Source organism: Streptomyces sp. NPDC104202, assembly GCF_055584185.1.
Window position 1 is genome coordinate 1 of the sequence record NZ_JBVJMN010000028.1, and the last position, 17,201, is coordinate 17,201.

Here is a 17,201-nt window from a genome sequence, read left to right on the forward strand (position 1 = left end):
ACCGCCGGGCTGCCCGACGAGGTGGACGGTGAGCTGAGCTAAGCACGACCAAGGGCGACAACGACCGCCGCATCCCCCCCCCCCCCCCCGCCCACACCCCCCCCCCCCCCCCCCCCCCCCCCCCCCCCCCCCACCCCTCCTTCCGCTCGCTCCCGGCGCCTAGCCGGCCGCGGGTGCGGTCTTGTTCGTCGTGGGGCCGTCCTCGTCCTGGGCCTCCGGCGCGGCGGGCATCTCCGGCACCGGGGGCGTACGGACCAGCAGCGCGACGAGCACCGCCAGCACTCCGAGACCGGCGCCGACGCCGAAGCCCCACCGGATGCCCGTACCGAGGGCCTCGGCCGGGGCGACGCCGTCGCCCAGGGCCGTCGCCGCCCGTCCCGACATGACGCTGATGATCAGCGCGGTGCCGGCGGCGGCCGCGACCTGCTGGAGCGAGCCCAGGATCGCGGAGCCGTGGGGGTAGAGGTGGGGCGGCAGGACGGACAGGCCGGAGGTGAAGACCGGGGTGAAGACGAACGCCATGCCGGCGCTCAGCGCCACGTGCAGGACGAGCACCAGCCAGGGCGAGGTCCGCTCGCTCGTGAGGGCGAACAGGGCCAGACAGAGCGCCGTGAGGGCGGCTCCGGGCACGACCAGCCGGGGGGCGCCGAGCTTGTCGTAGAGCTTTCCGACCTGCGGTCCGAGCAGACCCATGGTCAGACCGCCGGGGATGAGGAGCAGGCCGGTCTGCAGCGAGGTCAGGCCGCACACCTCCTGCAGGTAGATCGGCAGCAGGATGAACGCGCCCATCAGGGCCATGAAGGACACGCACATGAGGCCCAGCGCCACGGAGAAGTGACGGAACGTCAGCGCACGCAGGTCCAGCAGCGGCGTGGACGCACGCTGCAGGGCCAGCTGGCGCCAGACGAACAGGCCGACGAGGAGGGCACCCGCCGCGGTCGTGGCCTCCGGCGGCACGACCGCCGAGGCGCCGTCGCCCGCGCCGAGGCCGCTGAGGCCGTACACCAGGGCGCCGAAGCCCGCCGCCGCCAGGGGGACGGACAGCCAGTCGATGGGGCCGGCCTGCGGCTCGCCGATGTTGACCAGCTTGCGGTGCCCGACGAACGCCATGGCTCCGGCGATGGGCAGGACCGCCAGGAACAGCATCCGCCACGTGCCCAGCTGGAGCAGCACGCCGGAGACAGCCGGGCCCAGGGCGGGTGCCACGGAGATGACCAGGGTGATGTTGCCCATCACCCGGCCGCGGTCGTGCGGGGGCACCAGGGTCATCAGCGTCGTCATGAGCAGCGGCATCATGACGGCGGTGCCGCCGGCCTGGATGACACGCGCGACCAGGAGGACGGAGAAGGCGGGCGCGGCCGCGGCCAGCGCCGTGCCGGCGAGGAACAGTGCCATCGCCAGGCCGAAGGCGGTCCGGGTCGTGACCCGCTGGAGGAACCATCCGGTCACCGGGATGACGACGGCCATGGTGAGCATGAAGGCCGTGGAGAGCCACCCCGCCGCCGCCGCGGTGACCTCGAACTGCCGCATGAGCCGCGGAATCGCGTTGACCATGATCGTCTCGTTGAGGAGCACGACGAACGTGGACAGCACGAGGATCCGCAGCACCGCGGTGACACGGTCGGGTGAGACGGTGGGTGTTGCGTGGGGTGCGAGCATGGCGCCTTCCGTCATGTGAGTGTCCTCCGCACGTAGCAGGTCACACCGGAAGACCGCAGCGCCGTGAAGAACTCATCGGTGTCCCCCCGATCCTGTCGGCGCCGCCGCCCCCGCTCAAACCATTTTTCCGCCCGGGGAGGCACGCCGCACGGCTTTCGGCGCGGTCCGGCGCCGCCGTCACGGGCCCTCGGGTGGCTCCGGGCGGGACGGCGCGGGCCGCCGCGCCGTCCCGCGCCCCGGGCCGCGGCACGGAGATCCTCCCGCGGCGCGGCCCCGAATCCGTCAACTCACCCCGGTCCGGCGGTGTTCAGCGTGAGGATCAGGAGGGTCACGTCGTCCTGGATCTTGGGGGCGAAGCGGCTCAGGTCGGTCCAGATCGCGTCGGGCAGCCGGTCCGGGCCGACGTCGGTCATGCCGGCGAGACGGTCGGTGTAGGGATAGAAGGCACCGGAGGAGTCCCGCGCCTCCAGGACGCCGTCGGAGGCCAGGAGGAGACGGTCTCCGGGCAGCAGGGAGACCGTGGCGGCGGTTCCGGGCATGACGTCGGCGAGGCCGAGCCCGAGGGGCGGTCCGGGGTCGAGTTCCAGGGTGCTGACGGTCCCGCCGCGCAGCAGGACCGGGGCCGGGTGGCCGCACGCCAGGACGCGTACCTCGCGGCCGTGGCGCGCGAAGTCCAGGAGGACGGCCGTGGCGAAGAGCTCCGCGTGTTCCGTCTGCGCCGAGTCGGTCACCAGTCTGCGGTCCAGGCGTGCCGCCGTCGACTCGGCGTCCGCGTCGTCGAGGACCGCCTCACGGAAGGCCCCGAGGACGGAGGCGACGGTCGCGACGGCCGACAGGCCGTGCCCCTGGACGTCGCCGAGGACCGCCCGTACCCCATAGGGCCCGGCCCGGACGTCGAAGAAGTCGCCTCCCACCAGGGTGCCGCGTTCGGCGGCACGGTACAGGCTGGCGCAGCGCACGGGACCGACGGCCGGCCGCACGTCGGGGACGATCGCGCGCTGGGCCGTCTCGGCCACGGTGCGTTCCAGGTCGAGCTGCTCGTCCCGGCGCCCGCGGACGAAGGAGACGAAGACGCTCAGGGTCGCGACGAAGCCGAGGGTGAAGAGGTCGGTGTTGCCCGGCCGGTTCAGGTGGAAGAAGGGAACGGTCAGGAGCACGATCGTCGAGGCGCCGAGGAGGGCCGTGGCCAGCGGCCCGTACGCCAGGACGGCCAGCGGCGGCACCGCGCCCAGCAGGAACCCGATGTCCAGCGGGACGGAGTCCGTGTGGGAGGCGACCCCGACCCCGACGAGCAGCAGGACCGGCAGGACCCGCACCCAGCGGGGCGGTGGGGCCCCGCGCAGCCAGCTCCGCCGGTTCGTGCCGTTCGCCGCCTTCCTTGGCATCACCACACCACCAGGCTCCTATGCCGGAGTGCGCCGCGCACCCCACGGCCCCGGAGCACGCCCCCGCCGGACCGGGCCTCACGTGGTCACACCGGGCCGCACCAAGCCGCACGGAGTGGCACCGGCCGCGCCGGGACCTGCCGGGCCGCCTGGCACGATGGCGCCATGGTCATCGGCATGTCCCCCACCGCTCCCGGTCCCACCGGCGCAGCCGCCCGCGCACGCGCCCTGTACGACCGCCCCGACACCCACCTGGACGAGCCCGCCGCGCTCGTCGCCCCGTACCCGCCCGGGTGCGGCCGCGCCGCCCGCCGCGAGGCCCTGCGGCCGGTGTACGAGGCGGTGGCGGCCGAACTGGGCCATCCCACGCTGTACGGCGGCTCGGCGGCCGGCCCCAGCGCGCGCTGGCACACCGGGTCCCATGTGGTCCTGCTGGCGGGCGGACCGCGGGGCGCCACGCTCTCGGTGCACACGACGTCCGACCTGCACGGACGCGAGTACACGACCGTGGAGTCGGGTTCCGTCGCCTGGCGGCCGGAGGAACCGCACGGCTTCGACGCGCTGCCCTACCTCTGGCTGCTCCACCGGGGACCGGAGCGTTCCTGGCCGGCCTTCCGCTGGGACGGCCACCACACCGCCGCGTCCTGGGACCACCTGGAGTCCTCGCTGGAGCTGCTCCTGGACTCGTGGATGGAACAGCTGCCCCTCCAGGTCCCGGGCGAGTGGGCGTCCTTCGTCGTGGGCTGCTCGCGGGACTGGCCCCGGCAGCTGCGCGTGGGCTACTCCCCCGATCCCGGCCGCCTGTCGCTCATGGTGGACCACCGCGGCACGGCCTCGGACCCGGGCGTCGAGCACGCCCTGCGGGAACGCGGCTGGCAGGTGTTCGCCAAGGGCTGGTGGCGTGCGGAGTTCCCCGACACCGACCCCTCCGCCGCCCGCTCCGCGGCCCGGCTGCTGGTCGCCGACGTCCGCGCCCGCGGCGCGGTCTGCCCGGACGAACTGGTCGCCTGGGAGCTGACCGTCAACGACCGCGGCCGGCTGTGGCTGCCGGGCATCGGCATGCCGGTGAACTGAGCGGAAGGCGTCGAGGTCGTCCCGGAACCCGGGCCGGAGGGCGCCGGGACGTCAGCCTCCCACGAAGCCCGGGCGAGCCGTCCCGCACGCCTGGCCCGTCCGAGGCCCACCCGGCAGACGTTCGTGTCCGAACACCCAGGAAGGTGCACCGTGTCCCAGCCCGTACTGCACGCCCACGACCTCGTCCGCGACCTCGGCGGACGCCGCGTCCTCGACGGCGTGTCCCTCACCGCGTCCCCCGGCCACCGGATCGGTCTGATCGGGGAGAACGGCGTCGGCAAGTCCACCCTCCTGCGGGTGCTCGCCGGTGTCGACGAACCTGACGGCGGGAGCGTCTCGCGCCCGGCCGATGTCGGATTCCTGCACCAGGAGTCGCCCTTCGACGCCGTCTCCACCCTCTCCGACGTCGTGGACGACGCGCTGCGCGAGGCCCGCGCGGACCTCGCGCGGCTCGAGCGGCTCGGTGCGGAGCTGGCCTGTGTCGGGGAGGACGACCCGCGTCACCCGGACCTGCTCGACGCCTACGGCCGGCTCCTGGAACGGGCACGGGACCAGGAGGTGTGGGATGCGGACCGCCGAGCCTCCCTGGTCCTGGAGGGCCTGGGCCTCGGCCTGCTCGCACACGACCGGACGCTCGGCTCCCTGTCCGGCGGGGAGCGCGGACGCCTCGCCCTGGCGGCGCTGCTCGTGCGGCGGCCTCCGGCCCTGTTGCTGGACGAACCGACCAACCATCTCGACGACGAGGCCGCCGCCTTTCTGGAGGAGCGGCTGCGCGCACTGCCCGGCGCGGTGATCGTCGCGAGCCACGACCGCGCCTTCCTCGACGCGGTCTGCACCGACCTGGTCGACCTCGACCCGGCCATGGACGGACCGGTCCGCTACGGCGGCGGATACAGCGCCTACCTCCAGGAGAAGCACGCCGAGCGGGAGCGCTGGGAACGGCGTTACGCGGAGGAGCAGCAGGAGCTCGTCGAGCTGCGACAGGCTGCACGGGTCACGGCGCACCGTCTCGCTCCCGACCGGGGCCCGCGCGACCACGAGAAGATGGGCTACGGCCACCGGGCGGGCCGCGTCCAGAGCCAGATCTCCCGCCGGGTCCGTGACGCGAGCCGACGGCTGGAGGAGCGGGAACGTACGCCGACCCCCGCACCGCCGGTTCCGCTGCGGTTCGCGGCTCCTCGGCCTGCCTCGCCCGCCCCGGACGGCCCGGAGCCGTTGGTGTCCCTGCGGGGGGTACGGGTGCCCGGCCGGCTCGCAGCGTCTGACCTGGACGTTTCCGCGGCCGAACGGCTGCTGGTCACCGGCCCCAACGGGGCGGGCAAGTCGACGCTGCTCGCGGTGCTCGCAGGGCGGCTCGCGGCCGAGGGCGAGGTGCGCCGTCGCCCCGGGGCGACGGTGGCCCTGCTGACGCAGGACACGGTGTTCGCGCATCCCGACCGCACGGTCCGGGACACGTACACGAGGGCGGTGGGTCCCGAGCGGGCGGAACGGGTGCCGCTCGCCCGGTTCGGCCTGCTGGGCGCCGCCGACCTGGACAAGCCGGTGGGACGGGTGTCGGCCGGGCAGCGTCGCCGGCTTGCGCTCGCCCTGGTGATGGCACGGCCTCCCCGGCTCCTGCTGCTGGACGAGCCCACCAACCATCTGTCTCCGCGTCTGTGCGACGAACTGGAGGAGGCGCTCGGCACCGGCCCGCAGGCCGTCGTGATCGCGACCCACGACCGGTGGTTGCGCCGCCGGTGGCAGGGGCGCGAGCTCCTGCTGTCTCCGGTACGGGGTGAGGCCGTCCCTCCGGATCCTGCCTGACCTGTGCGGCGGGGCCCGGCCCGGCGGCGGGTGCCGAACCCTCCGGGAGTCCGCGCCGGGCGGACTGCCGTTCGGGCACGAGCCCTACCGCGTCCCCGTCAGCGTCGCGTACACGACCGTGTTGGCGCGGTAGCCGGTCTCGCTGGACCAGTCGCCGCCGCAGGTGATGAGGCGGAGTTCGGGGCGGGGGGAAGTGCCGTAGACCTCGGCGTCGGGGAAGCGGTTCTTGGGGTGGAGGGCGACGGTGTCGACGGTGAAGAGGGCGGTGCGGCCGTCGTCGCGGTCGATCTCGATGGAGGCGCCGCGGGAGAGGGCGTCGAGGCGGTGGAAGACGGCGGGGCCGAGGGGGGTGTCGAGGTGCCCCGTGACGACGGCCGTGCCGGGGGCGCCGGGGGTGGTGCCGTCGGCGTACCAGCCGGCGACGGTGGGGGCCGCCGCGGGCGGGGGGAGCAGGGCGCCGGAGCCGTCGAGTCCGAGGGGGACGAGCGAGGTGTCGATCCCGAGGGAGGGGATGCGGATGCGCGTCGGGTCGGCGGCGGGCAGCGGCCGGGGGGCGGGGCGGGTCCGGTCGGCTCCGGAGGCGGGCCGGGCGAGGGGCTGCGCGGCGCGCTCCGTCGTCGGGGGCCGCGGGGTGGCGTCGTCGGGGGCGTGGGCGAGCAGGAGGACGCCGAGGAGCGCCGTCCAGCACAGGGCGCCGACCGAGGGGACGCGGCGCGACGGTGGGGTGCCGGGGGGAGGTGCGGAGCGGTTCTTCATGGGGTGCGTGCCTCCGCCGACGTCCGGGCCCCGGATCTCCTGACGGAGCCGGGGCCGGGACGTGCGGTGTGGGCTCAGGCGGAGTCGCGGGCGGTGGCGCGGCGGCGCATGCGGATCAGGACGCCGGCGGCGGCGCCGCCGAGGAGCAGGGCGCCGAGGGCGTACGGGTTGCCGTCGTCGCCCTCCTCGGCGGCCGCGGCCCAGCCGAAGCCCGCCTCCACCGCACCGACCGGGCGGCCGGAGATCTGGTAGGTGACGGTCTGCTTGATGCGGGGCGGGCACTTGAGGGTGACGGTGTCCGTGCCGGAGACCGCGTCGCGCGGGAGGGTGAACCGGCCCACGAGGACGCCCTTCCGGTCGCCCGGCAGGAGGTGGAACTTCCCGCCCGCCTCCGACTCGCCCTTGCCGTACGTCTCCTTGCCGCAGGCGGTGGTGCTGACGGTGACGGTGGTGCCGGGGGATGCCTTGCCGGGGTTGATCCGGACGTCGCCGGAGGGGGCGGCGACGGCGGCGGGCGCGGACAGGGCGAGGGCGCCCAGGACCAGGGCGAGCCCGGTACCCGTACGTGCGAGACGCATGCTTCTTCTCTCCTTCGGCGGAGCTTTCCTGGCCGGCTGTGCCGCGCGGCTCCTGTGCTGTGCTCCGTGCACGAGTAGGAGATCCCCGCCCGGTGATCACCGCAACGGGAGGATCGGGCGCGGTGTCCCCCGGTCGGGCTCTTGATCTTCCGCCACCGTGATCACCGTCGCAGGTCACGGCGGCCCCGGGGTCGAGCCGAAGGAAAAGCCGGCTCGCGCGCGAACGGGTGAGGGGGCCGGCACGCGGCGCCGCCGCCCCGGTTCCCTTACGGCGCGGTCTCCCTGACGAAGCGTCACGGCGACCGTCGGTGTCCTCCGACGGCGACGGGCACGCCGGGGGCCGAAGGCGCCCTGGCGTGCCCGCGACGAGGCGGCCGGGTCAGTCCCGGCCGAGGACCACCGCGAAGGCGTGCCTCAGGGTGGCCTCGGGGTCCTCCGACGCGCCCTCGGACCGCCAGGCGACGAAGCCGTCGGGGCGGACCAGGACGGCGCCGTCCGGGGTGATGCCGTGGGCCTCCGTCCAGTCCGTGTCGCTCGCGGGAGAGAGTTCCGCTTCGGGCCCGGCGCCGATCCGGTACGCGTCGAGCGGCAGCGACAGCTCCTGCGCCACACCGGTGGCCGCCGCGTGCCAGCCGCCGGCGCCGTCCTCGGAACTCAGGAGCACCAGGGACCGCTCGTACAGGTCGAGGGTGGAGACGCGGGTGCCGTCGCGGTCGAGCCACACGTGCGGAGCCCGGCTGCCGGGTTCGCCCGTCAGGCGCAGCCCGTCGGTCACGACCGGCGCCGAGGGGTCGGTGCCGAGGACGGCGCCCCGCGGATAGCGGTAGCCGAGCACCTCGTTGAGGATGCCGCCCTTCCTGCCCTGGGGTCCGCCGGCACCGGGGCCGGGGGTGTAGCCGGGGTGGCTGTGCTCGACCGACCGGGACGAGGCCCGGGCGCTCGTCGTCTCCGCGACCGGGCGGCGCTCCGCGTCGTAGGAGGCGAGCAGGCCGGGGCCGGCCCAGCCGTCCAGGACGGCGGCGAGCTTCCAGGCGAGGTTGTGGGCGTCCTGGATGCCGGTGTTGGAGCCGAAGGCCCCGGTGGGCGGCATCTCGTGGGCGGAGTCGCCGGCGAGGAACACCCGCCCGTCCGCGTACCGTTCGGCGATCCGCTCGGCCGCGTGCCAGGGAGCCCGGCCGGTGATCTCCACGTCGAGGTCGGGGACGCCCACGGCCCGCCGGATGTGTTCGCGGCAGCGCTCGTCGGTGAACTCCTCCAGCGTCTCGCCGTGTTCGGGGTGCCAGGGGGCGTGGAAGACCCAGCGCTGCCCGTTGTCGACCGGCAGCAGGGCTCCGTCGGCGTCCGGGTTCGTCAGGTAGCAGACGATGAAGTGCCGGTCGCCGACGACGTCCGCGAGGCCGCGGGAGACGAAGGTGATGCTCACGTTGTGGAAGAGGTCGCCCTGTCCGTTCTGGCCGATGCCGAGGCCCTCGCGGATCGGGCTGCGCGGGCCGTCCGCGGCGACGAGGTAGTCCGCGCGGAGGGTGGTGTGCTCACCGGTCTCGCGGCTCTTGACGCGGGCGGTGACCCCGTCGGCGTCCTGCTCGAAGGACATGAGCTCCGTGCCGAACCGCAGGTCTCCGCCCAGCTCCGCGGCGCGCTTGAGCAGGACGGGTTCGAGGTCGTTCTGGCTGCACAGGCACCATCCGGTGGGGCTGAAGCGGGCGACGCCGCCGCCCGGGTCGATCTCCCTGAACAGCCACTCCCCGACGTCGCCCACCAGGCTCGGCGTCTGCAGGATGCCGTTGTTGCGCGCCAGGACCGACGCGGCCTCCTTCACGTGCGGCTCGACGCCGGCGCTGCGGAAGACCTCCATCGTGCGCACGTTGTTGCCGCGGCCGCGCGGGTGGATCGAGGTGCCCGCGTGGCGCTCGACCAGCACGTGCGGCACGCCGAGCCGGCCCAGGAACAGCGAGGTGGACAGGCCCACCAGCGAGCCGCCGACGATGAGTACGGACGTGCGGTGACCGGGTTCCTCGCCGGCCACGTCGAATCGGTTCATTGTTGGTCTCCGGCGTCACCTGCGACGCGAGTCGGGGTTGGGATGGAGATTCCTTCCCGTCGACGACGGGTCCGCGTGCCGGGGGCACCCGGATGGCGCGCGGTTCACTCGTCCGCTTCACGGGGCTCGCGCGGTGTCGGCGCTCCTGTCAACGATCAACACATGACGGTCCCGGCGTGTCGGTCACCCGGGTTCGTTCCCCCCTCCCCCACCCAGAAGAGAAGAGGTGTGCCGGATGGCCCCCTCGGGACGCATCTCGCAGTCCGTGTTCGACGGCTCCAGGCTGCGGGTGATCCTCCTGCTCGACCTGTACGAGGGCGCGCAGCAGCAGTTCCTGGACGCGTACGAAGTCATGCACAAGCAGGTCGCCTCCATCCCCGGTCACATCAGTGACCAGCTCTGCCAGTCCATCGAGAACCCCTCGCAGTGGCTCATCACCAGCGAATGGGAGAGCGCGCCGCCGTTCCTCGCCTGGGTGAACAGCGAGGAGCACGTCGAGATCGTCAAGCCGATGCACAGCTGCGTCCGGGACACCCGTTCGATGCGCTACAGCGTCCTCCGGGAGACCAGCCTCGGTCAGCAGGAGGCGCGGCCCCGGGCCTCGGCCGACCTGCAGGTGGAGGCCCGCGTGGGCGACGGCGTGGCGCGCCACGCCCTCACCTTCACGGTGAAGCCCGGCTCGGAGTCGAAGGTGGCGGAGATCCTGGCCGGGTACCAGTCGCCCCAGGCCCAGGTCGACGAGAACACCCGGCTGCGCCGCACCTCCCTCTTCATGCACGGCAACCGCGTCGTGCGTGCCGTGGAGGTGGAGGGCGATCTCCTCGCGGCGCTGCGGCACGTCGCCCGGCAGCCCGAGGTACGGGCGGTCGAGGAGGCCATCAACCCGTACCTGGAGCAGGACCGGGACCTCACCGACCCCGAGTCGGCCCGGGTCTTCTTCACCCGGGCGGCCCTGCCGGCGGTCCACCACGTGGACTCCGACCGGCCGGCGCCGGCCGGAGTGCGCCGGCACGCGCTGTACTACCCGGCCAGGGAAGGCCGCGGGATGGACCTCGCCCGGCTGCTCGCCGAGCAGGACCGGGCCGCGGCGGACGACCCGGACAACCCGGTGCACAGCAGCACCGTGTTCCAGCGCGACGACATCGTGGTGCGCCTGATCGACGCCGCGGGCGAGCTCGACCTGGACCCCGTCGCCTCCCTCGGGCTCCGCGGCTCCGGGAAGGCCGCCGAGCTGGAGCGGCTCCTCGACGGCGCCGCGATCGGCGTCGAGGGCTCCCTGGAGACGGAGCGCAACGTCAACCGGCTCCTGTCGCACGCCGACATGCTGCCCGTCACGGACCGCTCGGCGAAGCCCTGACGGACGGCCGCGGCTCCCCCCGCGGTCGCTCCCCAGCACGTCACTGTCACATCTGGAGGTAACAACCATGCTCAAGCCACGCATCGTGACCCTGAGCGAGACGGAACCCAACCGCAGGCGCGGAGGTGACCTGCGGGCCATGCTCACGCCGGCCACCGTGGGGTCCACCAGCGGCTTCATGGGTCTGGCCATCGTCCAGCCGGGCGAGCGGATCGGCGAGCACTACCACCCGTATTCCGAGGAGTTCGTGTACGTCGTCTCGGGTGCGCTGGAAGTGGACCTGGACGGCGACACGTACGCCCTCCAGCCCGATCAGGGCCTCCTGATCCCGATCGACGTGCGGCACCGCTTCCGCAACGTGGGCGACGTGGAGGCCCGCATGGTCTTCCACCTGGGCCCGCTGGCGCCCCGGCCGAGCCTCGGCCACGTCGACACCGAGGTCACCGACGGGGCCGAGCCGGCCGCCGTGGGGCCGCACCTGACCGTGCACGGCCCGGGGCCGGTGTCCGAGCGAAGCGGGGCCATCGAGTGACCCGGCGAGTGGCCGTCACCGGGATCGGTGTGGTCGCTCCGGGCGGCACCGGAGCGAAGGCGTTCTGGGACCTGCTCTCCGCCGGCCGTACCGCCACCCGCGGCATCACCCTGTTCGACCCGGCCGGCCTGCGCTCGCGCATCGCCGCCGAGTGCGACTTCGACCCGCTGGACCACGGGCTCGACCCGGAGCTGAGCCGTCACGCGGACCGGTACATCCAGTTCGCCGTCGTGGCCGCCGGGGAGGCCGTCCAGGACTCCGGCCTCGACACCGACGCCGAGGACCCCTGGCGCGTCGCGGTCTCCCTGGGCAGCGCCGTCGGCGGCACCACCCGTCTGGAGCACGACTACGTGCTGGTCAGCGCGGGCGGGCAGCGGTGGGACGTGGACCACCGCGCGGCCGACCCCAAGCTGCACATGGCGTTCTCGCCGAGCACGCTCGCCTCCGTGGTGGCCGAGCGGTTCGGCGCCCGCGGCCCGGTGCAGACCGTCTCCACGGGCTGCACCTCCGGCCTCGACGCCGTGGGCTACGCCTTCCACACCATCCAGGAGGGCCGGGCCGACGTCTGCATCGCGGGCGCGTCCGACTCCCCGATCTCCCCCATCACCATGGCCTGCTTCGACGCCATCAAGGCCACGTCGCCCGACAACGACGACCCGGAGCACGCCTCCCGGCCCTTCGACAACAACCGCAACGGATTCGTCATGGGCGAGGGAGCGGCCGTCCTCGTGCTGGAGGAGTACGAGCACGCCCGGGCCCGCGGTGCGCACATCTACTGCGAGATCGGCGGCTACGCCACCTTCGGCAACGCGTACCACATGACCGGTCTGACCGGCGAGGGCCTGGAGATGTCCCGGGCGATCGACTCCACGCTCGACCAGGCCCGGCTCGACCCGACGCTGATCGACTACGTCAACGCGCACGGCTCGGGCACCCGGCAGAACGACCGGCACGAGACCGCCGCCGTGAAGCGGTCGCTGGGCGCGCACGCCTACGAGACGCCCATGAGCTCCATCAAGTCCATGGTGGGCCACTCGCTCGGGGCGATCGGCGCGATAGAGGTGGCCGCCTGCGTGCTCGCGCTGCAGCACCAGGTGGTCCCTCCGACGGCGAACTACGAGACCCCCGACCCCGAGTGCGACCTGGACTACGTGCCGCGCACCGCCCGCCCCCGGAAGCTCAGGAACGTGCTCTCCGTCGGCAGCGGATTCGGCGGCTTCCAGTCCGCGGTGCTCCTGACGGGACCGGGTGGGAGGACACGATGAGCACTCAGCGTCCACGGCGCGCGGTCGTCACCGGCATCGGGGTGATCGCCCCCAACGGACTGCGCGCCGACGCGTACTGGAAGTCCGTCCGCGAAGGTCTGGGCGTCCTGGACCGGATCACCCGCGAGGGGTGCGAGGACCTGCCGCTCAAGGTCGCGGGCGAGGTCCGGGGCTTCGACGCCTCCGCCCTGATCGAGGAGCCCTTCCTCGTCCAGACCGACCGCTTCAGCCACTACGCGATGGCCGCGGCCCAGCTCGCCCTCGACGACGCGGGCCTGGCCCACGACGGCCCCGAGGAGCCCTACTCCATCGGCGTCGTCACCGCGGCCGGCTCCGGCGGCGGCGAGTTCGGCCAGCGGGAGCTCCAGAAGCTCTGGTCCCGCGGCTCCAAGTTCGTCGGCCCGTACCAGTCCATCGCCTGGTTCTACGCCGCGAGCACCGGCCAGATCTCCATCCGCGGCGGGTTCAAGGGCCCCTGCGGTGTGGTCGCCAGCGACGAGGCCGGCGGCCTGGACGGCCTCGCGCACGCGGCCCGGGCCGTACGGCGCGGGACCGGCGCCGTGGTCGTCGGCGCGGCGGAGGCGCCCCTCGCCCCGTACTCGATGGTGTGCCAGCTCGGCTACCCCGAGCTCAGCACCGTCGAGGACCCGGACCGCGCCTACCGGCCCTTCACCTCGGCCGCCTGCGGCTTCGTCCCCGCGGAGGGCGGCGCGATGCTCGTCGTCGAGGACGAGGACCGCGCCCGCGACCGGGGGGCGGCCGTCCGGGCCGTCGTCGCCGGCCACGGCGCCACGTTCACCGGCGCCTCCCGGTGGCAGGAGTCCCGGGAGGGACTCGCCCGCGCCGTCCGCGTCGCCCTCGACGAGGCCGGCTGCGCGCCCGAGGAGATCGACGTCGTCTTCGCCGACGCCCTGGGCGTCCCCGAGGCCGACCGCGCGGAGGCGCTGGCGATCGCCGACGCCCTCGGCGCGCACGCCGCCCGCGTCCCCGTCACGGCGCCCAAGACGGGCATCGGCCGCGCCTACTGCGGCGCGCCCGTCCTGGACACCGCCGCCGCGGTGTTCGCGATGGAGCACGGCGTGGTCCCGCCCACGCCCAACGTGTTCGACGTCTGCCACGACCTCGACCTGGTGACGTCCCGCGCTCGCCCCGCCGAGCTGCGCACCGCCCTGGTCCTCAGCCGGGGACTCATGGGATCCAACGCGGCGCTGGTCGTGCGCCGCGGCGACGACTCCGCCCGGTAGGACCGGGCGGGAAGGAGAGCAGAGATGATCACCACCGCACTGACCTTCGACGAACTCGCCACGCTGATGAAGCAGGCGGCCGGCGTCACCGTCGACGCCCGCGAGCTGGAGAAGGAGCCGGACGCCCCGTTCACCACCCTCGGTCTCGACTCGCTGGGTCTGCTCGGGATCGTCGGCGAGCTGGAGAACCGGTACAGCGTGGCGCTGCCGACCGACGCCGAGCGCTGCAAGACCCCCGTCGAGTTCCTCGGCCTGGTCAACAGCACCCTGAAGACGGGAGCCTGACGTGTCCGGTCACACCGACAACAGCATCACCATCGACGCGCCGCTCGACCTCGTCTGGGAGATCACCAACGACATCGAGAACTGGCCCGATCTCTTCAGCGAGTACGCCTCCCTGGAGGTGCTCTCCCGCGAGGGCGACTCCACCACCTTCCGCCTGACCATGCACCCGGACGACAACGGGAAGGTCTGGAGCTGGGTGTCGGAGCGCACCGTCGACCGTCCCGGCCGCACCGTCCGCGCCCGTCGCGTCGAGACCGGCCCGTTCGACCACATGGACATCCGGTGGGAGTACGAGGAGACCCCGGCCGGCGTGCACATGCGCTGGGTGCAGGACTTCGCGATGAAGCCCGACGCCCCCGTCGACGACGCCTGGATGACGGACAACATCAACCGCAACTCCCGCACGCAGATGGCCCTCATCCGGGACCGCATCGAGCAGGTCGCCCGCGACCGCCGGAGCGCCCCGGTCCTGCCCGGCTGACCGAACCCCGCCGCGGAGACCCGCAGCACCCGCCCGACCCCTGGAAGGACGCTCGATGCACCACGCCCTGATCGTCGCCCGTATGGCGCCCGGTTCGGCCCCGGCGATCGCCGACGTGTTCGCCGCCTCGGACCGCGGGGAACTCCCGCACCTGGTCGGCGTCACCCGGCGTCGCCTGTTCCAGTTCGGCGACGTGTACCTGCACCTCATCGAGTCGGAGCAGGACCCGGCGCCGGCCATCGCGAAGCTGACCGGACACCCCGAGTTCCGGGACGCCAGCGAGAAGCTGTCGGCGTTCGTCAGCGCGTACGACCCGCAGACCTGGCGGAGCCCCAAGGACGCCATGGCGCAGTGCTTCTACCACTGGGAGCGCGACGCCGGTTCCTGATCTCCCCCGGCAGCAGGTGAAACCCGAGGCCGCCCGCCCCGCGAACGTCGCGGAGCGGGCGGCCTCGGGTTCGTCCCCCGTGTCCGCGTCAGGCGGGCACGGTGCACTCGAAGGCGTGCAGGTAGGCGTTGACCGGGCGGATCTCGCCGATGACGAGTCCGGCGTCGGTCAGCCGGTCGACCATGCTCTGCCGGGTGTGCTTGGCACCGCCGACGTTGAGGAGCAGCAGCAGGTCCATGGCGGTCGTGAACCGCATCGAGGGCGTGTCGTCGACGAGGTTCTCGATGACGACGACCCGGGCGCCGGGGCGCGCCGCCCTGCGGACGTTGGCGAGCGCCCTGCGGGTGCTGTCGTCGTCCCACTCCAGGATGTTCTTGATGATGTACACGTCCGCCTGGATCGGGATGTCCTCGCGGCAGTCGCCGGGGACCACGCGGACCCGGGAGCTCAGCGCGCCGCCGTCCCGCAGGCGCGGGTCGGCGTTCTCCACCACGCCCGGCAGGTCGAGCAGCGCGCCGTTCAGGGAGGGGTGCTTCTCCAGCAGGCTGGCCAGCACGTGTCCCTGGCCGCCGCCGATGTCCGCGACGCAGGACACGTCGCCGAGGTCGAGGAGGTCCGCGACGTCCTGCGCGGACTGCTTGCTCGACGTCGTCATGGCCCGGTTGAAGACGTGGGCCGACTCGGGGGCGTCCTCGTTGAGGTACGCGAAGAACTCCCGCTCGTACACGTCCTCGAAGACGTTCCGTCCGGAGCGCACGGCCTCGTCGAGCTTGGGCCACACGTCCCACGTCCACGGCTCGGTGCACCACAGCGCGATGTAGCGCAGGCTGTGCGGGTCGTCCTCGCGCAGCAGGCGGGACATCTCCGTGTGGGCGAAGGTGCCGTCGGGCAGCTCGGTGAAGACCCCCTGGCAGGACAGCGCGCGCAGCAGTCTGCGCAGTGTCCGCGGCTGGGTCTTGACGGCGGCCGCGAGGTCCTCCGCGGTCATGGGCGTGTCGCCCAGGGCGTCGGCCACGCCCAGGCGGGCGGCCGCGCGTACGGCGGCGGCGCACGCCGCCCCGAAGACGAGTTCCCTCAGCCGCATCGGCGGGGCGGGAGCCGGGTCAACCGTTGTCATCTGTTCGCCTTGTCCTTGCTGTCGTGCCGTGGGTGGTGTCGGGGAACCGGTGGGTCAGCACATGCCGGCGGGTTCCGAGAGGGTGCAGGTGTTGCGGGTGAAGGTGTTGCCCTTGCCGGTGTCCCGGTCGGCCAGGTCGGCGGGGCTGTTGCGCATCACCACGTTGTCGCGGACGGCGTTCTGCTCGTTGAGCACGCCCACGAAGCTCTTGAACAGCACGATGCCGCCCGAGAGCGGGGAGGTGCCCACGTTGCCGACGACCCTGTTCCGTTCCACCACCGTCTCCTCGGCGCCGGTGAGGACGATGCCCGAGCCCTGCAGGAAGGGCAGCCGGGGGGTCTTCGGGCAGTACTTGTTGTTGGCGTGGATGTCGTTGCGGCGCAGGGTCATCGCCCCCGCGCGCGGCGTGGACTCGTCGCCCACCACGAAGACGGCGGCGCAGTTCGCGGTCGCCTCGTTGCGCTCGACGGTCACGTTCCGCAGCCGGCGGACGGTGAGGCCGATCCGGTTGCCGGTCAGGGTGTTGCCGGTGACCAGCGTCCCCCGGGCGTCCGTCGCGCCCGCCTCGGTGTCGGTGGTGTTCGCCAGGAACACTCCGGCGTCGGCGTTGTCGCGGGCGGTGTTCTGGGCGAGGACACCGCGCGTGGAGCGCTCCTGGGCGATGCCCCACTTCCCGTTCTTCTCGGCGAGCACCTTGCGGACCGTCAGCCGGTCGGTCCGGGAGGCCCACAGCCCGTTGGCGGCGTAGCCCCTGACGGCGAGGGAGCGCACGGTGACGCCCTCGACGGGGCTGCCGTCCGTACCGGTCACGCAGATGCCGTGACCGGCCTGGGCGCACGTGTCGCCGGCGGCGGCGTCACCGGGGACGAGGACCGTGGACGCCAGGCCCGAGCCGCGCAGCGTCAGGCGCGAGGTGGTGATCCGGACGCTCTCGCGGTAGGTGCCGGGTGACAGGACGATGGTGTCCCCCGGCTTCGCGGCGTCCACGGCCTTCTGGATCGATGCGCCGGGCTTCACCAGGTGGGCGGTACGGGCCCCGGCGCCGGGCGCGGCCGCGCCGAGCCCCGAGGCCGTGAGGGCCACGGTGCAGGCCAGCAGGGCGATCTGTCGTTTGGTCATGTGCCGAAGCTAAGAGCGCGTATTCCGGCCTGCCACCGGTGATCCCCCAGGCGGACCTAGGCATACCTCCCTGCGGTCCACGCTCGGGCGTGGCGCGCGGGTCCTCACGCCGATCGC

The 17,201-nt window shown here is 73.6% G+C and carries 16 protein-coding genes; 9 read left to right on the forward strand and 7 right to left on the reverse strand.

Going from position 1 to position 17,201, the window contains the following annotated elements; all coding sequences use genetic code 11:
• Positions 1-159: 159 nt before the first annotated feature.
• Positions 160-1,674, reverse strand: coding sequence for a DHA2 family efflux MFS transporter permease subunit (locus ACZ60W_RS19285; RefSeq protein ID WP_469756518.1), 1,515 nt, complete (start codon positions 1,672-1,674; stop codon positions 160-162).
• Positions 1,675-1,946: 272 nt separating this feature from the next.
• Entirely contained in the window at positions 1,947-3,044 is a 1,098-nt protein-coding gene (locus ACZ60W_RS19290; RefSeq protein ID WP_469756600.1) for a PP2C family protein-serine/threonine phosphatase, read from the reverse strand.
• A 177-nt stretch (positions 3,045-3,221) separates the two neighbouring features.
• Between ACZ60W_RS19290 and ACZ60W_RS19295 the strand changes: the two genes are divergently transcribed.
• Together ACZ60W_RS19295 and ACZ60W_RS19300 are read left to right on the forward strand one after the other, a co-directional pair.
• Positions 3,222-4,118, forward strand: coding sequence for a hypothetical protein (locus ACZ60W_RS19295; RefSeq protein WP_469756519.1), 897 nt, complete (start codon positions 3,222-3,224; stop codon positions 4,116-4,118).
• Positions 4,119-4,268: 150 nt separating this feature from the next.
• A complete protein-coding gene (locus ACZ60W_RS19300) occupies positions 4,269-5,921 on the forward strand; it encodes an ABC-F family ATP-binding cassette domain-containing protein (protein ID WP_469756520.1) in 1,653 nt (550 codons plus the stop codon).
• Between the two features lie 84 nt (positions 5,922-6,005).
• Here ACZ60W_RS19300 and ACZ60W_RS19305 read toward each other — a convergent pair whose 3' ends face one another.
• From ACZ60W_RS19305 to ACZ60W_RS19315, 3 genes are all read right to left on the reverse strand, one after another.
• A complete protein-coding gene (locus ACZ60W_RS19305) occupies positions 6,006-6,677 on the reverse strand; it encodes a class F sortase (RefSeq protein WP_469756521.1) in 672 nt (223 codons plus the stop codon).
• Between the two features lie 74 nt (positions 6,678-6,751).
• Positions 6,752-7,255, reverse strand: a complete 504-nt coding sequence (locus tag ACZ60W_RS19310) for a sortase (protein ID WP_469756522.1) — start codon at positions 7,253-7,255, stop codon at positions 6,752-6,754.
• 379 nt (positions 7,256-7,634) lie between these two features.
• Positions 7,635-9,296 carry an FAD-dependent oxidoreductase gene (locus tag ACZ60W_RS19315; RefSeq protein ID WP_469756523.1) on the reverse strand — a complete coding sequence of 554 codons (1,662 nt, stop codon included), beginning with the start codon at positions 9,294-9,296 and terminating at the stop codon, positions 7,635-7,637.
• Between the two features lie 235 nt (positions 9,297-9,531).
• Between ACZ60W_RS19315 and ACZ60W_RS19320 the strand changes: the two genes are divergently transcribed.
• The 7 genes from ACZ60W_RS19320 (at position 9,532) to ACZ60W_RS19350 (ending at position 14,848) form a co-directional block, all read left to right on the forward strand.
• Positions 9,532-10,653: a SchA/CurD-like domain-containing protein gene (locus ACZ60W_RS19320; protein WP_469756524.1), complete on the forward strand. Its 1,122-nt coding sequence runs from the start codon at positions 9,532-9,534 to the stop codon at positions 10,651-10,653.
• Between the two features lie 67 nt (positions 10,654-10,720).
• Positions 10,721-11,185, forward strand: coding sequence for a cupin domain-containing protein (locus tag ACZ60W_RS19325; RefSeq protein WP_469756525.1), 465 nt, complete (start codon positions 10,721-10,723; stop codon positions 11,183-11,185).
• Positions 11,182-12,450, forward strand: coding sequence for a beta-ketoacyl-[acyl-carrier-protein] synthase family protein (locus tag ACZ60W_RS19330; RefSeq protein ID WP_469756526.1), 1,269 nt, complete (start codon positions 11,182-11,184; stop codon positions 12,448-12,450). The genes ACZ60W_RS19325 and ACZ60W_RS19330 overlap by 4 nt, the downstream gene beginning before the upstream one ends.
• A complete protein-coding gene (locus tag ACZ60W_RS19335; protein ID WP_469756527.1) occupies positions 12,447-13,694 on the forward strand; it encodes a ketosynthase chain-length factor in 1,248 nt (415 codons plus the stop codon). The genes ACZ60W_RS19330 and ACZ60W_RS19335 overlap by 4 nt, the downstream gene beginning before the upstream one ends.
• Before the next feature lie 24 nt (positions 13,695-13,718).
• Positions 13,719-13,979 carry a phosphopantetheine-binding protein gene (locus ACZ60W_RS19340; protein WP_384890643.1) on the forward strand — a complete coding sequence of 87 codons (261 nt, stop codon included), beginning with the start codon at positions 13,719-13,721 and terminating at the stop codon, positions 13,977-13,979.
• Position 13,980: 1 nt separating this feature from the next.
• Positions 13,981-14,460, forward strand: a complete 480-nt coding sequence (locus tag ACZ60W_RS19345) for an SRPBCC family protein (protein ID WP_469756528.1) — start codon at positions 13,981-13,983, stop codon at positions 14,458-14,460.
• Positions 14,461-14,515: 55 nt separating this feature from the next.
• Positions 14,516-14,848: a TcmI family type II polyketide cyclase gene (locus ACZ60W_RS19350; protein WP_469756529.1), complete on the forward strand. Its 333-nt coding sequence runs from the start codon at positions 14,516-14,518 to the stop codon at positions 14,846-14,848.
• A gap of 88 nt (positions 14,849-14,936) precedes the next feature.
• Here ACZ60W_RS19350 and ACZ60W_RS19355 read toward each other — a convergent pair whose 3' ends face one another.
• Together ACZ60W_RS19355 and ACZ60W_RS19360 are read right to left on the reverse strand one after the other, a co-directional pair.
• A complete protein-coding gene (locus tag ACZ60W_RS19355) occupies positions 14,937-15,965 on the reverse strand; it encodes a methyltransferase (RefSeq protein ID WP_469756530.1) in 1,029 nt (342 codons plus the stop codon).
• A 54-nt stretch (positions 15,966-16,019) separates the two neighbouring features.
• Positions 16,020-17,084, reverse strand: coding sequence for a right-handed parallel beta-helix repeat-containing protein (locus tag ACZ60W_RS19360; RefSeq protein WP_469756531.1), 1,065 nt, complete (start codon positions 17,082-17,084; stop codon positions 16,020-16,022).
• Positions 17,085-17,201: the final 117 nt, after the last annotated feature.